Annotated in this window: 16 protein-coding genes and 1 pseudogene; 5 read left to right on the top strand and 12 right to left on the bottom strand. The window is 70.7% G+C overall.

Annotated features, from left to right (window positions below; genetic code table 11):
- Positions 1-28: 28 nt before the first annotated feature.
- Positions 29-189: pseudogene (locus KY462_02220) on the top strand (IS30 family transposase).
- 120 nt (positions 190-309) lie between these two features.
- Here KY462_02220 and KY462_02225 read toward each other — a convergent pair.
- The 4 genes from KY462_02225 to KY462_02240 all read right to left on the bottom strand — a co-directional run bounded on the left by KY462_02225 (position 310) and on the right by KY462_02240 (position 6,098).
- Positions 310-726, bottom strand: a complete 417-nt coding sequence (locus KY462_02225) for a response regulator transcription factor (protein MBW3576557.1) — start codon at positions 724-726, stop codon at positions 310-312.
- Positions 719-1,624, bottom strand: coding sequence for an alpha/beta hydrolase (locus KY462_02230; protein MBW3576558.1), 906 nt, complete (start codon positions 1,622-1,624; stop codon positions 719-721). The genes KY462_02225 and KY462_02230 overlap by 8 nt, the downstream gene beginning before the upstream one ends.
- 65 nt (positions 1,625-1,689) lie before the next feature.
- The gene (locus tag KY462_02235; GenBank protein MBW3576559.1) at positions 1,690-4,749 is read right to left on the bottom strand and encodes a bifunctional [glutamine synthetase] adenylyltransferase/[glutamine synthetase]-adenylyl-L-tyrosine phosphorylase; all 3,060 of its coding nucleotides are present in this window, start codon (positions 4,747-4,749) and stop codon (positions 1,690-1,692) included.
- Positions 4,750-4,751: 2 nt separating this feature from the next.
- A complete protein-coding gene (locus KY462_02240) occupies positions 4,752-6,098 on the bottom strand; it encodes a glutamine synthetase family protein (GenBank protein MBW3576560.1) in 1,347 nt (448 codons plus the stop codon).
- A 209-nt stretch (positions 6,099-6,307) separates the two neighbouring features.
- Here KY462_02240 and KY462_02245 point away from each other — a divergent pair, with 209 nt between their 5' ends.
- Positions 6,308-8,017: an NAD+ synthase gene (locus KY462_02245; protein MBW3576561.1), complete on the top strand. Its 1,710-nt coding sequence runs from the start codon at positions 6,308-6,310 to the stop codon at positions 8,015-8,017.
- A 21-nt stretch (positions 8,018-8,038) separates the two neighbouring features.
- On the opposite strand, the gene KY462_02250 is transcribed toward KY462_02245, so the two are convergent.
- Positions 8,039-8,575 carry a hypothetical protein gene (locus KY462_02250; GenBank protein ID MBW3576562.1) on the bottom strand — a complete coding sequence of 179 codons (537 nt, stop codon included), beginning with the start codon at positions 8,573-8,575 and terminating at the stop codon, positions 8,039-8,041.
- A gap of 27 nt (positions 8,576-8,602) precedes the next feature.
- Here KY462_02250 and panB point away from each other — a divergent pair, with 27 nt between their 5' ends.
- Positions 8,603-9,559: a 3-methyl-2-oxobutanoate hydroxymethyltransferase gene (panB, locus tag KY462_02255; protein ID MBW3576563.1), complete on the top strand. Its 957-nt coding sequence runs from the start codon at positions 8,603-8,605 to the stop codon at positions 9,557-9,559.
- On the opposite strand, the gene KY462_02260 is transcribed toward panB, so the two are convergent.
- Positions 9,547-10,128, bottom strand: a complete 582-nt coding sequence (locus KY462_02260; protein MBW3576564.1) for a cob(I)yrinic acid a,c-diamide adenosyltransferase — start codon at positions 10,126-10,128, stop codon at positions 9,547-9,549. The genes panB and KY462_02260 overlap by 13 nt on opposite strands.
- 161 nt (positions 10,129-10,289) lie before the next feature.
- Between KY462_02260 and KY462_02265 the strand changes: the two genes are divergently transcribed.
- A complete protein-coding gene (locus KY462_02265; protein ID MBW3576565.1) occupies positions 10,290-10,535 on the top strand; it encodes a hypothetical protein in 246 nt (81 codons plus the stop codon).
- 53 nt (positions 10,536-10,588) lie between these two features.
- Here KY462_02265 and KY462_02270 read toward each other — a convergent pair whose 3' ends face one another.
- Genes KY462_02270 through npdG form a run of 3 tightly spaced genes read right to left on the bottom strand, consistent with a single transcriptional unit; the run spans position 10,589 to position 11,947 of the window.
- Entirely contained in the window at positions 10,589-10,855 is a 267-nt protein-coding gene (locus KY462_02270; GenBank protein ID MBW3576566.1) for a hypothetical protein, read from the bottom strand.
- Positions 10,855-11,199, bottom strand: a complete 345-nt coding sequence (locus tag KY462_02275; protein MBW3576567.1) for a hypothetical protein — start codon at positions 11,197-11,199, stop codon at positions 10,855-10,857. Before KY462_02275 ends, KY462_02270 begins: the two co-directional genes overlap by 1 nt.
- Position 11,200: 1 nt before the next feature.
- The gene (gene npdG / locus KY462_02280; protein MBW3576568.1) at positions 11,201-11,947 is read right to left on the bottom strand and encodes an NADPH-dependent F420 reductase; all 747 of its coding nucleotides are present in this window, start codon (positions 11,945-11,947) and stop codon (positions 11,201-11,203) included.
- A 184-nt stretch (positions 11,948-12,131) separates the two neighbouring features.
- On the opposite strand from npdG, the gene KY462_02285 reads away from it, so the two are divergent.
- The gene (locus KY462_02285; protein ID MBW3576569.1) at positions 12,132-12,968 is read left to right on the top strand and encodes an alpha/beta fold hydrolase; all 837 of its coding nucleotides are present in this window, start codon (positions 12,132-12,134) and stop codon (positions 12,966-12,968) included.
- A gap of 62 nt (positions 12,969-13,030) precedes the next feature.
- Here the strand turns inward: KY462_02285 and KY462_02290 are convergent, their stop codons facing one another.
- The 3 genes from KY462_02290 to KY462_02300 all read right to left on the bottom strand — a co-directional run bounded on the left by KY462_02290 (position 13,031) and on the right by KY462_02300 (position 16,294).
- Complete coding sequence (locus KY462_02290) at positions 13,031-13,813, bottom strand: IclR family transcriptional regulator (GenBank protein ID MBW3576570.1); 783 nt, start codon at positions 13,811-13,813, stop codon at positions 13,031-13,033.
- Between the two features lie 92 nt (positions 13,814-13,905).
- On the bottom strand, positions 13,906-15,876 hold the full coding sequence (locus tag KY462_02295) for an AMP-binding protein (protein ID MBW3576571.1): 1,971 nt from the start codon (positions 15,874-15,876) through the stop codon (positions 13,906-13,908).
- Positions 15,877-15,943: 67 nt separating this feature from the next.
- Complete coding sequence (locus tag KY462_02300; GenBank protein ID MBW3576572.1) at positions 15,944-16,294, bottom strand: transposase; 351 nt, start codon at positions 16,292-16,294, stop codon at positions 15,944-15,946.
- Between the last annotated feature and the right edge of the window lie 118 nt (positions 16,295-16,412).

Below are 16,412 nucleotides of genomic sequence, written 5' to 3' on the forward strand. Positions count from 1 at the left end.
CGACAAACTCAGTGAGAAGGTGCTGACCTTGCCAGACCAGCTGATGCGATCGCTGACCTGGGACCAGGGCAAGGAGATGGCGCTGCATACCAACTTCACCATCGACACCGGGATCCAGATCTACTTCTGCGCCCGCGCAGTCCCTGGCAGCGCGGCAGCAACGAGAACACCAACGGACTGCTGCGCCAGTCCGCGCGCGGTATGTGACGGACAGTGTTCGAGGAAATCAGCCTTCAGGCCGAGCGAACGCCCGATGTCGCGTATGAGCGCCCCGGGGTCGCGACGACGCTTGCGCCTCGCCGCGGCCGTTCAGCCCCGGACGTCCTGCATGATCCGGTTGATCTCCTGGGCGAGTCGACGGGGCAGGTCGACCTTCTCCAAGGCGGCGTGCGCGCCGCCCTTGAGGAGCTCCTCGGTCCGTTCGTCGCGCTGGTAGCCGGTCAGCACGATCACAACCGAGCGCGGGGAGACTTCACGGATCCTGGGAAGCGCGTCGGCACCACTGAGCCGCGGCATGGTGAGGTCCAGGAGCACCACGTCCGGGCGGTGGCGCTCGGCGAGCTCGATCGCCTCCTGCCCGTCGCTGGCCTCGGCAACCACGTCGAATCCACCGGCGCGCTCCAAGAGCATGCGCACCACCAAGCGGAGCTCGGGCGTGTCGTCGGCGACCAGGACCGACATGGTGGACGCGGGTGGGCCGTCACGGTCGGACACCGCGTCAACCAACGACCGCGACCTCGGACGGCGCGTCGCGGGACGGTGCCGGTCCCGTGAGGTCCAGCACTGCCCGGGCGAAGGCGCGCGGGTGCTCCTCGTGCGGGAAGTGACCCACGCCAGGCACCACCACCAGATCCGCCCCCAGCTGATCGGCGGCGCGACGACCGAGGCCCACGGGCAGGACGGGGTCGTCTTCGCCCCACACCACGGCGGCCGGGACCCGTAGATGGTGGGGGCCGGTGGGGGCGGTCATGCCAGGAACACGGCGGCGCATCCTGGTCGTGACCGCGTCAGCCACCGCACGACGCGGCAGGGTGCGGTAGTAGGCCAACCAGCCGCCCGGCGCGGCCTCGACCGCCTCGACGTACTCGTCGACAACCTCGTCGGGGAACGCCTCCTGGGTCCGGCTGGCGTACCGCAGGACCAACGGCACCAGTCGGTCGGCCTGCAACCGGAACGCCAGCTCGGGGAGGACCGGCAGGTTCAGCATCGGGATGTGCCAGGCGTGACGCAGGTCGACGTGGCGGTAGGGGCTGTCGGCGATCACCAGTGCCCGGACCCGTCCCGGGTGGCGGAACGCCGTCGCCAAGGCGATCGCCCCGCCCCAGTCGTGACCGACGAGGATCGCCTTGCGGACGTGCAGCGCACGGATCAGGCGGCTGACCTCGTCGGCGAGGGTCCGCGAGTCGTACCCGCGGCGGGGCGCGTCCGAGCGCCCGAAGCCCTTCAGGTCCGGGCACGCCACCCGGTATCCGGCGTCGACCAGGAGCGGCGCCACGCGATGCCATGCCCGCCCGGTCTCCGGCCAGCCGTGCAGCAGGACCGCAAGGTCGGGGCCGTGTCCCAGCGCCCGCACGAAGAACCGGGTGTCACCTCCGGCCACGTACCCCTCGCGCCAGCGGTCCACGGACCCCCCGGTCGTCTCGACGCCCCGAGCCTACGAGCCACGCGTCGACGGCGCCGAAGTCGACGTCAGGTCCGCCCGTAGAACCGTCGCTCGGTCACCCGACGGATGTGGCGGGTGTGGCGCAGGTAGTCGTCTTCGAGGACCTGTCGGGCGTTGCGCCCGTACCCCAGGCTTCTCGCAAGCTTCTCGAGCACGAGCACAGCCGTGGGAAGGACATCCACGTCGCGCTGGCGGAGCAGGTACAGGCGGTTGCGCACCGTCGCGAGGAACCGGTAGCCGTCACGCAGCCACGTGGCCTCGGTGGCGTCGAGGATCCCCACATCCTGGAGCGCATCGACGCCGGCCATGGTCGACGGCGTGCGCAGCATCGGCTCGTGCGCGCCGTGCTGCTGTTGCAGCAGCTGCACCGTCCACTCGACGTCGGTCAGCCCACCGGCGCCCAACTTCAGGTGACGCTTGGGGTCCACGCGGCGGGGGATCCGTTCACGCTCGATGCGGGCCTTCATGCGCCGCACGGCGGTCGCCTCCGCCGTCCCGAACACCTGCGGGTAGGCGTGTTGCTGGGCGAGCGCAACGAAGCTGCGGCCCAGTTCCATGTCGCCGGCCACGCGACGGGCCTTGAGCAGTGCCTGGCGCTCCCAGGGCTCGGCCCAACGCTCGTAGTAGGCCCGGCATGACGCCAACGAGCGCGACAGGGGCCCGCTGCGTCCCTCCGGACGCAACTCAGCATCCACGTCGAACGCGGTCCCCTCGGCGGTGGCCGACGACAGGGCCGGCAGCAGCCGTTCGGCGACCTCGACCGCGAAGACGCTCGCGCGCCGCTCGTCGCCGCCAGCGTCACCGTCGTCTGGTGTGGGGCCGTGCACCACCATCACGTCGAGGTCGGATGGGTAGTGCAGCTCGCGACCTCCGAGCTTGCCGAGCCCGATCACCGCGATGCTGGCCGGATCGCCGTCGCCGGTGCCCTCGGCGTCGCGCACGGCGTCGAGGACGGCCTGGAGCCCCGCTTCCAGGCACGCGTCGCCGAGGGCAGCCAGCTCCGCACCGACCGCGGTGACGCTGGCATCGCCGGCCAGATCGCGGATGACGATGCGGGCCTGCTCACGACGTTTGAAGCGGCGCAGCGCCGCCTGGCGCCCCGCCAGGTCCTCCTGCCAGCGCAGCATCCCCAGCGCGGTGCGGACCAGGTCCTCGCGGAGGCGCGGCTGGGCGCGTGCGTCGGCGTTCGTCAGCCACTCGACGCCTTGCGGGACGGTCAGCAACAGCTCACCGGCCACCTCGCTGGTCCCCAGCAGGCGCGCCAGCAGGTCCGCGACCGGCGGCTGGTCTCGCAGCGCGGCGACCAACGCGGCATCGTCACCGTGCGCCTCGACCAGCGTGCGCAGGCCCCGTACCCCGCCGTCGGGGTCCGGGCTCTCGGCCAGCGCGTGCAGCATCGCCGGCAGCGCCATACGCAACGTGGTCGCGCGTCGCGACACCCCCGCGGTCAGTGCCCGCACGTCGCGCAACACCCCGCGCGCATCGCGGAAGCCGAGCGCCTCGAGCCGGCGCAGCGCAGCGTCCTCCGACAAGACGCCGGTCCGCTGCTCGACCAGTGCAGCGTCGCTGGCGGGAACAGCAGCATGCATCTCCAGCAGCGGGCGGTAGAAGAGCTTGGCGTGCAGGTCACGGACGTTGCCCTGCAACGACCGCAGCTCCTCGAGGAAGGCCGCTCGGGCGCGGCGGTCGGCGGTCGGCCGGTACCCCAGGCTGCGGGCCAGGCACTCCTGGCGGTCGGGGTCGTCGGGGACCGTGTGGGTGCGGCGCTCCTCTGCCAGCTGCAGGCGGTGTTCGACCGTCCGCAGCCGCCGGTACGCGCTGGAGAACGTCTCGGCGTCGTCGACCGCGATGTAGCCCCGGTCGCCGAGCGCGGCGAGCGCGCGCACCGTGCCGCGTTGCCGGATCGTGGGGTCGCCCCGAGCGTGTACCAGCTGCAGCAGCTGCACGGCGAACTCGATATCGCGCAATCCGCCAGGTGCGAGCTTCAGGTGGCGTTGCCCGTGACGGACGACCTCGTCCTTGGCCTCGACGCGACCCTTCATGTCGCGGACCTGCGACACCGTGGACGGGTCGAGGTTCTCGGGGTAGACGAACGGCTCGGCAGCGTCGAGGAGCTCCTGGCCCAGCGCAAGGTCCCCGGCGACCGGGCGCGCCTTGAGCATGGCCTGGAACTCCCAGGTCTTGGCCCAACGCTCCCAGTAGGCGACGAAGCTGGGGACCGTCCGTGACAGCGCACCCTCGCGCCCCTCCGGACGCAGCGTGGGGTCGATCTCGTAGGCGCGTCCCATGGTGGTGGAGGCGTTCAACAGGCGCAGCAGTGCGGTGAAGACCTGCTGGGCCTCCTCGCGAGCGGCCCGCGCGTCCTGGTTCGACGCGTCGGCGCGGCGGGGCGCATGCACGAACACGACGTCGACGTCGGAGACGTAGTTCAGCTCCTCACCGCCGAGCTTTCCCATACCGATCACGCACAGACGCGCGGTCGGCCGTTCCCCGCCGAGCTCGTCGTGGAGGGCAGCGGTCGCGCCGGCGAGCACGCCGTCGGCCAACCGCGCCAGCTCCCACCCGACCTGCTCGACGTCGAGCTCGCCGGTGAGATCCCGGGCGGCGATCGCCGCGGTCGTGCGCCGGCGGATCCCGGCGACGGCGGCCGCCCGATCGTCGCCATCGGTGGAGGCGATCGCGACTTTGACCTGCTCGGCGATGCCGGCCGCGTGCACTGGTTGTGGCTCGCGCAGGCTCTCCACGGCGTCGGCGTGGCGGGCGAGCAGGTCACCCAGCGGACGCGACGCTCCTGCCACCGCGACGAGTCGGTGCAGCCACGCCCGGTCGGCGCGGACCCGGTCGTAGACGTGCGGCTGGTTCCGCCCGAGCTCTGCGAGGACGTGCAGCGCATCGGGAGGTGACGCCGCTTCGGAGATCACCTCCAGGAGCTCGTGGCCCTCGGCGGTCGGCCCATCACCCGACCACAGGCCGAGTTCGACGAGTCGGTCACGGCCTCGGTCGGGGTCGAGCCCGACCGCGACCAAGGCGGCCGCGGGCGTCGCGGTCCGACCACCGGGCCGGGTGCTGGTCGCACGCTCGGCCATGGTCACAGCAGCGGCAGGTACCGCTGGAGTTCGTAGGGGGTGACGTGGCGGCTGTAGGCGTTCCACTCCGCGCGCTTGTTGCGCAGGAAGAAGTCGAAGACGTGCTCGCCCAGCGCCTCGGCGACGAATTCCGAGCGTTGCATCGCCTCCAGCGCCTCACCCAGGTCGGCGGGGAGTTGTTCGATCCCGGCCGCGGCTCGCTCCGCGTCGGTCATCTCGTAGATGTTGTCCTCCGCTTCGGGCGGCAGCTCGTAGTTCTCCTCGATGCCATGCAGGCCGGCGGCCAGGATCACCGAGAACGCCAGGTACGGGTTGCACGCGGGGTCCGGGGCGCGGTACTCGATCCGGGTCGAGGCGCCTTTCTTGGGCTTGTAGATCGGGATCCTCACCAGCGCACTGCGGTTGTTGCGGCCCCAGGAGACGTGCACCGGCGCCTCCCCGGACGGGAACGGCCCGGGCAAGCCCTGCGACAGCCGCTTGTAGGAGTTCGTCCACTGGTTGGTGACCGCGGTCAGCTCGCGGGCGTGGGCCAACACCCCGGCGGTGAACGCCTTGGCGACCTTCGACAGGTGGTACTCGTCGGACGGGTCGTAGAAGGCGTTGCGGTCGCCCTCGAACAGCGAAACGTGCAGGTGCATGCCGTTGCCCCACTCACCTTCCAACGGCTTGGGCATGAAGGTGGCGTAGACGCCCCGCTCCAACGCGGTCTCCTTGACCACGAGCCGGAACGTCATGATGTTGTCGGCCATGGTCAGCCCGTCGGCGTAGCGCAGATCGATCTCGTGCTGCGACGGGGCCACCTCATGGTGGCTGTACTCGACGCTGATCCCGACCTTCTCGAGCGTGTTGATCGTCTGACGGCGGAAGTCCTGCTGGATGTCCAGTGGCGTCATGTCGAAGTACGTGCCGCTGTCCAACGGCGTGGGGTCGTCCGCGGACGGGAACAGGAAGAACTCCATCTCCGGGTGCACGTAGAACGTGAAGCCGAGGTCGGCAGCGCGCTGCAGGTTGCGGCGCAGGACGTGGCGGGGATCGGCGGCGAACGGCTCCCCCTCGGGGGTGGCGACGTCGCAGAACATCCGCGCGACGCCCTGCGACTCCGGCCGCCACGGCAGCACCTGGAACGTGCTGGCGTCGGGCACCGCGAGCATGTCCGACTCTTGCACCCGGACGAAGCCGTCGATGGCTGACCCGTCGAACCCGATCCCTTCGGCGAACGCACCTTCCAGCTCCGCGGAGGTGATCGCGACGCTCTTCAAGAACCCCAGCACATCGGTGAACCACAGGCGGATCGACCGGATGTCGCGCTCCTCGACCGTGCGCAGCACGTACTCCTGTTGCTTCTCCACGTGTCCTCCCGCGGCTGCTGCCCATCCATGGTAGTTGCCACTACCGACGCGGTCGCCGCTGTCGGATATCGAGCGGATCCACCCGCCGGTCGACGCGCGTGAAGGGACGGACGGACGGTCCCAAGCAGGGCGGGTGCTGTTCCATCGGGTCACGGACAGCCGGACGAGTGTCTCACCGGCGTGGAACAGCGTGACATCCGGAGGTCGCCGTGCCACTACGGACCGCCCTCGCACAGCTCAACCCCGTGGTGGGAGACATCGACGGCAACGTCGGTCGCATCCTCGAGGCGTGGAGGGCCGCGGCCGACGACAGCGCGGACATCGTCGTGTTCCCCGAACTTGCTGTCACCGGGTATCCACCCGAGGATCTCCTGTTCAAACCAGAGTTCGTCGCGGCGAGCGAACGGGCCGTGCAACGGCTGGCGGCGGACGGGCCGCCGGGGACGGTGGCCGTGGTGGGTTACGTCCGCATCGAACCGGCAGAGGATGACACCAGCGATTGGGACGTCCGGGTCACCGCGCTCCGCGACCGACGCAACAGCGCCGCGGTGCTCGCCAACGGCGAGCTCGTCGGCGTGTACGACAAGGCCCGCCTGCCCAACTACGGCGTGTTCGACGAGGCCCGCTACTTCGTCGGCGACGATGATCCGCTGATCACCAACGTCGCCGGAGTCCCGGTCGGGATCACCATCTGCGAGGACCTGTGGATCCAGACCGGCCCGGTGGCCGACGCTGCCCGCCTCGGAGCCGCGGTGGTCGTGAACCTCAACGCGTCCCCCTACCAGCGGGGCAAACGTGCTGAGCGTGAACGCTGGGTCCGCCACCATGCGGTCCAGCACCGGGTCGCGATCGCCTACGTCAACTGCGTCGGCGGGCAGGACGAGCTGGTGTTCGACGGCGACTCCCTGGTGGCGGCGCCCGGCGGTGAGGTGGTGGCCCGCGGCCAGCAGTTCGACACGGATCTGGTGCTCGCGGACCTGGCCGTCCGAACGGAGCCTGTGGCGGGGATTGCCTCACTTCCCGGACACCGTGGCGTACGCGCCGAGCTCCCCCCACGCGATCCTGCACCTCGCCTCGACGACGTGGCCGAGGTCTGGCACGCGGTCGTGCTCGGGACGCGGGACTACTGCCGCAAGAACGGCTTCCGGCGGGTGACCCTCGGCTTGTCCGGTGGGATCGACTCGTCGTTGACCGCGGCCGTGGCGGCGGACGCTGTCGGCGCGGGCAACGTCCTCGGCGTCCGGATGCCGTCGCCGTACTCATCGGAGGAGTCGCTGAGCGACGCCGCCGAGCTGGTGAAGAACCTCGGGATCCACGAGACGACCATCCCGATCGAGCCGGGGATGGGGACCTTCGATGACATGCTCGGCGACCTGTTCGAAGGCACGGAGCCCGACCAGACCGAGGAGAACATCCAGGCGCGTCTGCGCGGGATGCTGCTGATGGCGATCTCGAACAAGTTCGGCCATCTGGTCCTCGCAACCGGGAACAAGAGTGAAGCGTCCGTGGGGTACGCCACGCTCTACGGCGACATGGTCGGAGGTTTCATGCCGCTCAAGGACTGCAACAAGCAGCTGGTGTACGCACTGGCCCGTTACCGCAACGAGCGCGGGGCGGTGATCCCCGAACGGGTCCTCACCAAGGCGCCGTCGGCGGAGCTCCGGGCCGATCAGACCGACGAGGAGGCGCTCGGGCCCTACGAGGTGCTCGATCCGATCCTGCACCGCTACATCGAGGAGGATCGCGGCGTCGAGGCGATCATCGACGAAGGGTTCGACGAGCAGGATGTGCGGCGGGTGATCGGCATGGTCGACCGCGCCGAGTGGAAGCGCCGCCAGGCCCCCCCGGGGATCAAGATCTCACAGCGGGCGTTCGGGAAGGACCGGCGCGTGCCGATCACCAACGCCTGGCGGAGCTGACCGACTCTCGCCCGGGCGGGGTCACCCCTCGGCTGCCTGGAAGCGCTCCAACTGTGTGGGGGCGTGACGGGCGAGGACGGTTTCCGCCCTGTTCGCTTCCTTGGCCGAGTCGGTGTGCACACCGACGCCGACGTGGCCTGGCCCCACCGGGTGGAACGTCAGCTCCCACGCCTGGGACATCTGGGCGGAGCTGGTGGCCCCCGTCGCGGCACCGGTCCCCAGGCCGAGCACCGCCGTGCCGACGATCGCCGCCACAAGGACGCCGGCACTGTGGGGGAAGGTCCCGGCCAGCACCGCCGCTGAGATCGCCCCGCCCAGGACCGCCCCGAGCGCCGTCCCGATCAGCGCGCCGACCCATGTCCGCCGCCACATCACCGCGGTGAACGCCTCGTCTGCGTCGGCCACGGTCAGGTCCGCGGCGGCCTCGTCGGCAGCCGGACCGAACAGGGTGATCTGGGAGGCGTCGATCCCGGCCATCTGCAGGGCCTGCACCGCCCGGCGCGCTGTCGCCATGTCCGGGAATGTCGCGATCACGTCGTGAGCGGCGAAGCTGTCCATGCCACCATGGTGCTCGATGAGCGTGTGATGTGTCAGCCGGCCGCCCTGTTCCGCTTTCGCCGCACGCCGGGCGCTGTGCCACCATGGGGCTGCACCGCTGGACCGGCAGGACGCCGGCTGGCAGGAGCAGGAGGTTCGCTCGTGTCACACCGACCCCAGCCGCACGCCGATGACTCACCCGCCCGAGGGGTGACCATCCACGACCTGAGCGCGATGAAGCGGCGCGGGGAGCGGTTCGCCATGCTCACCGCCTACGATTTCATCTCGGCACGGATCCTCGACGAGGCCGGCATCCCGGTCATCCTGGTTGGCGACTCGCTGGGGATGGTCGTCCTCGGCCACGACTCGACCGTCCCGGTCACGGTCGACCAGATGCTGCACCACACCCGCGCGGTCGCGCGTGGTGCCGCGCGGGCGCTGGTCGTCGCGGACCTGCCCTTCGGTTCGTACCAGGAGGGTCGGGCGCAGGCCCTGCGAACCGCGACCCGCTTCCTCAAGGAGGGTCGAGCCAACGCCGTGAAGCTGGAGGGTGGCGGGGCGATGGTCGAGGTGACCGCCGCCCTCACCGCGGCCGGGATCCCGGTGATGGGCCACCTCGGGCTCACGCCGCAGTCGGTGAACCAGTTCGGCGGATTCAAGGTCCAGGGTCGCCACCCTGGCAGCGCTGAACGCATCGCGGCGGACGCGTCCGCCCTGGCCGCCGCCGGTGCGTTCAGCCTGGTGCTCGAGTGCGTCCCGGCCGAGCTCGGTCGGCGGATCACCAAGACGGTTCCCATCGCGACCATCGGGATCGGCGCCGGACCCGACACCGACGCGCAGGTGTTGGTCTGGCACGACCTGCTCGGCCTGACCAGCGGCCGGCTCCCACGGTTCGTCAAGCAGTACGCCGATCTGCGCAGTGAGATCACCTCCGCGGTGAAGGCCTTCGCCAGCGAGGTGGCCGACGGCGTCTACCCAGCCGATGAGCACACCTACGGCAGCTGACGGTCGTGGCCTGACGGGTCCGGCCGCGACGGCACGTGATCGCCCTCCACCGCGCGGGCCAGGACGAAGAGGTAGTCGGACAGACGGTTGAGGTAACGCAGGACAGCCTCGTCAGGGAGCAAACCCTCGCGCAACATGCTCACAACGACCCGTTCGGCGCGCCGGCACACCGTCCGTGCCAGGTCGAGCGCCGCCGCAGCGCGGTTGCCGCCCGGCACGACGAACTCCCGCGGCAGGGCGTGGTCGGCGACGACCGCGTCGATCCGACGTTCGAGCTCGTCGACCATCGAGTCGTCCACGCGGCTCACGCCGACCTGGAGACCGTGCCAACGATCCGGGTCCGTGGCGAGCTGCGCTCCGACCGCGAACAGAGCCCTCTGGACGTCGAGCACGGCGTCGTGGACGCCGACCTGTCCGACGGCGGCGAGCTCCGCGCGGGCCACGCCCAGGGCGCTCACCACCTCGTCGGTGGTGCCGTACGCCTCCGTCCGCAGATGGTCCTTGGGGACCCGGCCACCGCGGAACAGGTCGGTCTCGCCTCGGTCTCCCCGCCTGGTGTAGACCTTCAACGCTGCCCTTCCTCATCGGATGCGACGAGCGTAGGAAGGCCGACGATGACCTGGATGGCCATCGTCGTCACCGACCGTTGCGGCACGGCCGGCCGGTTCACTACCGTCACCGCGCCGCCCGCCCGCAGCCGCCGTGAGCGCGCGCCCCACAAGGACCGCTTTTGACCGTCCACGAGCGATCGCCCCGCCACGCCTTCCGCCTGCTCACACGGATCCGTTCCGGGTACGACGGCGCGGTCATGTACGACCTGCAACTACAGGTCGTGGCCACCGGTGCGCTCGTGTGGGCCCAGACGTTCTCCGACCAGGCCGAGGCCGAGCTGTACCGCCAGCGGGTCGAGGCTGACCTCGACGATCTCAGCGACGCCGAGTTCCGACGTCGATGGAGCGTGCCGTCGACGACCTGAGACTGCTCGCAACCAGCGAGACGGCCGATCCCGAATGCGCCTCCGCACCAGCGCTACGCGTGCTCGGTGTTGAGGTGCTGCACCAGTTGATCGTGCTCGTCGATGGCCACGGGGCGACCGTGCAGCTCGGCGTGTCGTTCCGCGAGCTGATCGACCGGCCGCTCGACCAACCGCAGGTAGAGCTCGTCGTGCACGTCGGCAAGGTGGTAGACCAACCGGGCGAAGCGTGGTTCCCAGTTCTGGGGGCAGAACGGCCGGGCGGGGCGTCCACCCCACGCGGGGTGGATCGGCGGCGGCAGTCCAGGACCCGAGAACCCCATCAGCCGTCCTCCTCGATCGGGCCGGACGGGACCACCAGCACCGACGACTGGGTGTTGCGTCGCACCTCCACACAGAACTGCCGATAGTCCTCGCCCCGGAAGAATCCGTCCGCGGCGGCGGCGTCGGGGAACGTCACGGCGACGCCCCAGCTCCCCGGGCCCTCGTCACTCTCGCCGACCTCGACCGGCTGCTCCGTGCCGGAAGCCCACCCCGAGATCACCTCCTGCAGCTGCCCACGCAAGCGCTCTCCCACCGACCGGTCACGGGCGTCGAACACGATCTCGTACCGCACGCGGACGTCGGCGGCGGTCTGGCCCTCTGCCACGTCCGTGGGTTCGTTCACGTCAGGCTCCTGGAGCCGCTGCTCGACCGTCGCCCGGAGCGCCGTCGGCACGCCCGTGCAGCGTCGTGTCGTCCCTCTGGATGCCCTCGATCCGCAACCCCGCGTGGATGTCGTAGTGACGGTTGATCGCCAGGAGCACCGGGGTGATGTTCTCGACGTACTGGCTGTTGCGCAGGGGACCGCAGTACACCCCCCACATGCCGGGGATGTCCGACGCCAGGTGCGCCACCCTGTGGGCGGCGTCGTGATCGTCGCCGCAGATCAACACGTCACAGCTGACTGGCTCACCGACGTCCCACAGGTGACGCGCGGGCACCTCGTGGAAAGCGCTGACCACGGTGGCCTCCGGGAGCAGGTCCTGGCACTCCTGGGCGGCCGACCCCGCCTCCACCCGCACACCGCGCGGACCGAGCTCGTCGAACACGACCGGGTTGACCACGTTGACCACCAGCTTGCCATCGACCGCGTGGCGCAGGTCAGGCAGCGTGCTGCGCTGCGCGTCGTAGGGGACGGTCACCAGGATGACGTCCCCAGCCGCGCATGCCTCGTCGTTGGGACATCCGCGCACGTCCACATCGCGCCCCGCGCGTTGACGAACCCGGTCCGCCACTCCTTCGGCCTTCTCCCGCGAACGAGACCCGATCAGCACGCCGTAGCCGGCCAGCGCCCAGCGCACCGCCAGCCCACGGCCCTGGGGCCCCGTTCCCCCCACGATGCCCAGGCGCTCCTTCGGGACTGGCTGGGTCACGGCTGCGCTCCGCTCGGACAATAGCGACGAGCGTCCCACGTGGAGCGGTGCCAGGCCAATCGGGCCCGACGCGGGTCGCCTCGACCCCGTCTGCCCGGGCGCGGGTCGACGCTTCCTGGGCAACCTCGCACCCTGAGTGGTCACCCGCACCTATACTCCGCGTGCACAGCGACCAGGAGCCCCAGTGGCGGCCACCAGCGTCCCCGAGCAACTGCGTCTCAGCTGGCACCGTACGACCCTCGACGGCCGCCTCGCGTTCTACGGCGAGGCTGGTGACGGCCCTCCGCTCGTGTTCCTGCATGGCTGGGGGGTGACCAGCCGTTGCTACGCCGGCGTCCTGCCGCTTCTGGCCAGCGCCGGGAGGCGGGTCATCGCCCCGGCCCTACCCGGGTTCGGTGAGAGCGAGGACCTTCCCGGCCAGCTGACCTGGGAGAAGCTGGCCAAGTGGGTCGACGACCTGCTGGACCACGCCGGCGTCGACGAGCCGGCGTCGCTGGTCGGGCACTCCTTCGGGGGCGGGGTGGCCACCATGACCGCCTGGCACCATCCCCGCCGCGCAGGGTCCTTGGTGCTGATCAACTCCGTCGGAGGCTCAGCGTGGAGCGCCGACCGGACGCTGGCGGAGCGGCCGCTGTGGGACTGGGCACTGCACCTGCCTCGCGAGTGGGTCCGCAAGGGCTACCGCCGGGTCCTCCCCGCGGTGGCCCGCGACATCGCTGAGAACCTGATCCGCCACCCCGGCAACCTGCTGCGGTCGGGTCGCCTGGCCGTCGAAGCCGACATCCTCGAGGAACTGGCCGACTTGAGCGAACGCGGTGTGCCGGTCACGATCCTGTGGGCGGACGGCGATCAGGTGCTGCCCGAGGCAGCGTTCGTCTCGCTCTGCGAGGCTGCGGGCGGCCGTGGCGACGTCGTCCCCGGGAGCCACTCGTGGCTGCTGGCTGATCCAGAAGGCTTCGGCGAGGCCATCACCAACTCGCTGGCGGTGCACGACCTGCTCACCGGCACCAACGGCGGCTGACACCCGCCGCGGCGGGGAAGCGACGCCCCGCTGCCGGTCGTCCGTCCACGTCACGTCACGTCTCACGTCGCTCGGGCGCCGCTGCTGCCCTCAGCGCCCGGACCCGGAGCCCCCGGTCCCTGACGCCGCGGGCGCCAACCCAGCCGTTCGCTGATCTCCCGTGCGGTCCGCAGCACCCGCAGAGCCGCCGACTCCGGTTTGGGTAGTCGCGACGACGGAGCCACGATGCCCACCCCCGCGACCGCCTTCCCGGTGTGGTCGAACACCGGGGCGGCGACCCCGGACGCGCCCTGCTCGAGCTCGTCGCGGGTGAAAGCCACACCACCCTGGCGGACCGACGCGAGTGTGGGGTCGCGGGCGCCCTCAGGCAGGAACGCCAGCAGCGCGCGCCCGTGGGCGGCGACGCCCAACTCGTGGCGGAAGCCCACCCGGTAGTTGACCTGCACGAACCGGTCCGGCGGCTCGACCACCTCCACCACGACCATGTCGCCGCGGTCACGGACCGCGAGGCAGGCGGTCTCGCCGGTGTCCTCCATCAGTGAACGCAGCGGCGGGCCAGCGAGCCGGCGCACCTCCAGTCCTTGAGCGGCGCGCACACCCAACTCGAGCATCGCCAAGCCCAGCCGGTACCGCCGGGTCTCGGGGTCGCGGGTGACGAAGCCCTCATCCGTGAGGGTCTCCAGCAGCCGGTACAACACCGCACGGTCGAGGTCGGTGGCGTCCGCCAGGGTCGACACGGTCGCGCCCTCGGTGTGTTCCCCCAACGCCTGGAGCAACGACAGGCCGCGGGCCAGAGTGCGCGAACCCGTTGACCGCCGGTCGTTCTTGTTGCCCTGGTCGGCCAAACGACTCACCTCACCTGGTCGTGCCCGCCGCGCGGCGCGCTACGGCAGTCTGCGAGAGCGGTGGTCGCACGGTCAAGGCCATCGCCGTGGTGTCACGACGCTGCGCGGATCGCGTCGAGAGCCTCCGGGTTTTCCATCGTGGCGAGATCGCCGGGGTCGTGGCCCTGCAGGACGGCCCGGACCGCTCGCCGGATGATCTTCGCAGACCGCGTCCGCGGCAGGTCAGTGACGAAGCGCAGCTCCCTGGGCGTGAACGCCTTCCCCAGCGCGGCGGTGACCGCCTCGGACAGCTCCAGGCGCAGCCGCTCGGTCGGCTCCGCGGCCGGGGTCAGCATCACCAGGCACACCACCGCCTCACCCTTGACGTCGTCGGGCAGGCCCACGACGGCCGCCTCGCGGACGGCGTCGTGGCCGACCAGGACCGACTCGATCTCGGCGGGACCGATGCGCTTCCCGGCCACGTTCAGGGTGTCGTCGGACCGGCCATGCAGGTACCAGAAGCCGTCCTCGTCGACCGATGCGAAATCGCCGTGCCACCACATCCCCTCGAACCGCGACCAGTACGTCTGCAGGTACCGGTCGGGGGCCCGCCACAGTCCGCGTGTCATCCCCGGCCACGGACGGCGGCAGACGAGCTCGCCCACCTGTCCCCGTGGAACAGGCGCGCCGTCCGCACCGATCACGTCCACGGCCATGCCGAGAGCCGGCCCACCCAGCGACGTCGGTTTGATCGGCTCGAGGGGATGCGGTGACAGGAAGCACGCGCCGACCTCGGTCCCTCCGGAGAGGTTGATGATCGGACGCTGGCGCCCACCGACCGTCTCGAACAGCCACCACCACGGCGACGGGTTCCACGGCTCACCCGACGAGGCGAAGATCCGCAGTGCCGATAGGTCGTGGCCGGCGACCCAGTCGTCGCCGTCCGCCTGCAGGGCACGGATCAGGGTCGGTGAGCAGCCCAGGATCGTCACGCGCTCCTCGGCGCAGACCTCCCAGATGCGGTCGGGGCGCGGATGGTTGGGTGCGCCCTCGAAGAGCAGGACGGTCCCACCGTTGGCGTGCCCCCCGATCACCTCCCAGGGGCCCATGATCCAACCCATGTCGGTCGGCCACCACAACAGGTCTCCGCGACGGTCGCCATGTCCACTGCGCAGATCGACCTGGTAGGCGACCTCCTCGGCGATCTTGACCGTGAAACCGCCGTGGACGTGGACGGCGCCCTTGGGCTCGCCGGTGGTGCCCGAGCTGTAGGCCAGCAGGAACGGATGCTCGCTCGGGACCCACGCCGGCTCGCGGTGGTCGCTCGCCGTGGCCACCAGGTCGTCCAGCCACACGTCGCGGGTTTCGTCGCTCGGCACGTCCGGGTCCCCGGTGCGGCGCACCACGACGATCCGCTGCACCGCCGGGCACGCTGCGACGGCGTGGTCTGCGATGCTCTTCAGCGGGACGGTCCGCCCCCGGCGCCAGGTCCGGTCGGCGGTGATGACCACCTTCGCGCCCGCGTCGCGCAGTCGGACCGCGACCGCTGGCGCTGCGAAGCCGCTGAAGATCGGGACGCAGATCGCGCCGAGCTTGGCGATGGCGTACACGGCGGTCACGGCCTCGGGGACCATCGGCAACAACACCCCGACCGCATCGCCGGGTTCGACGCCGAGACCCGCCAGCCCATTGGCCAGCCGGTTCACCTCCCGCGCGAGCTGCGCGTAGCTGAGCGTGACCGCGGACCCGTCCTCGCCGACCCACCGCACCGCCGGGGCGTCCCCCCGGCGCTCGCGGACCCACCGGTCCACACAGACGTCGGCGACGTTGAGGGTGCCGCCCACGAACCATGTCGCCCAGGCCAGTCCGGCGGATGTATCCACCACGTGTTCGTAGGGGTCGTGGAAGGGGATGCCAAGGTCGTCGACCACGGCAGCCCAGAACCACTCGGGCTCCTCGATCGACCGGGCCCGCAGGTCCTCGAACGCGGCGATCCCGTGTCGATCCAACAGGCGCTGCAGGTTGCTGCCCTGCACGTACTCCGGCGCCGGGCTCCACGCCACTTCGAACCTCTGACGCTGCATCGGCCTCCCGATCGAGGGGCTCATCCAACCTTAGTGCTCTGGCACGGAAGTTCGTTGACGTATCGGTTCAGGCTGCGGCGGCCATGTCGCAGCGGGCCAGAACGCGGTCGAGATCGGTTCGGGTGAACTTCCATTCGAACGGAGTGGCGATCTGCTGGTAGTGGTCCTGGAACGCGAGTAGGCGGGCTTCGACATCGGTGAGGTCGGGGCTGTCGTTGGGGTCGAGGACCTTGCGTTGCACGATTGAGAAGTAAATCTCGATCTGGTTCAGCCACGAAGCGTGGATCGGCAGGTGCACGAGCGCGAGGTTGGGCCAGGCTTTCGCGGCCCGCTCGACCGAGGCCTGCCCGCGATGGCACGAGCCGTTGTCCACCACCCAGAACACCCGCTTGGCGGAGGCGTAGGGCTGGGTGGTCATGACCTGCTCGACGAGCCGGCCGAACGGCTCGATGCCCGACGACGGCTCGCAGCGCCGAAGATCTTGGCGCGGTGGACGTCCCAGGCGGCCAGGTAGGCCAGCGCACCACCGCGGCGGT

The sequence above is a fragment of the Actinomycetota bacterium genome, assembly GCA_019347675.1.
In the GTDB taxonomy this organism is placed as follows: Bacteria; Actinomycetota; Nitriliruptoria; order Nitriliruptorales; family JAHWKO01; genus JAHWKW01.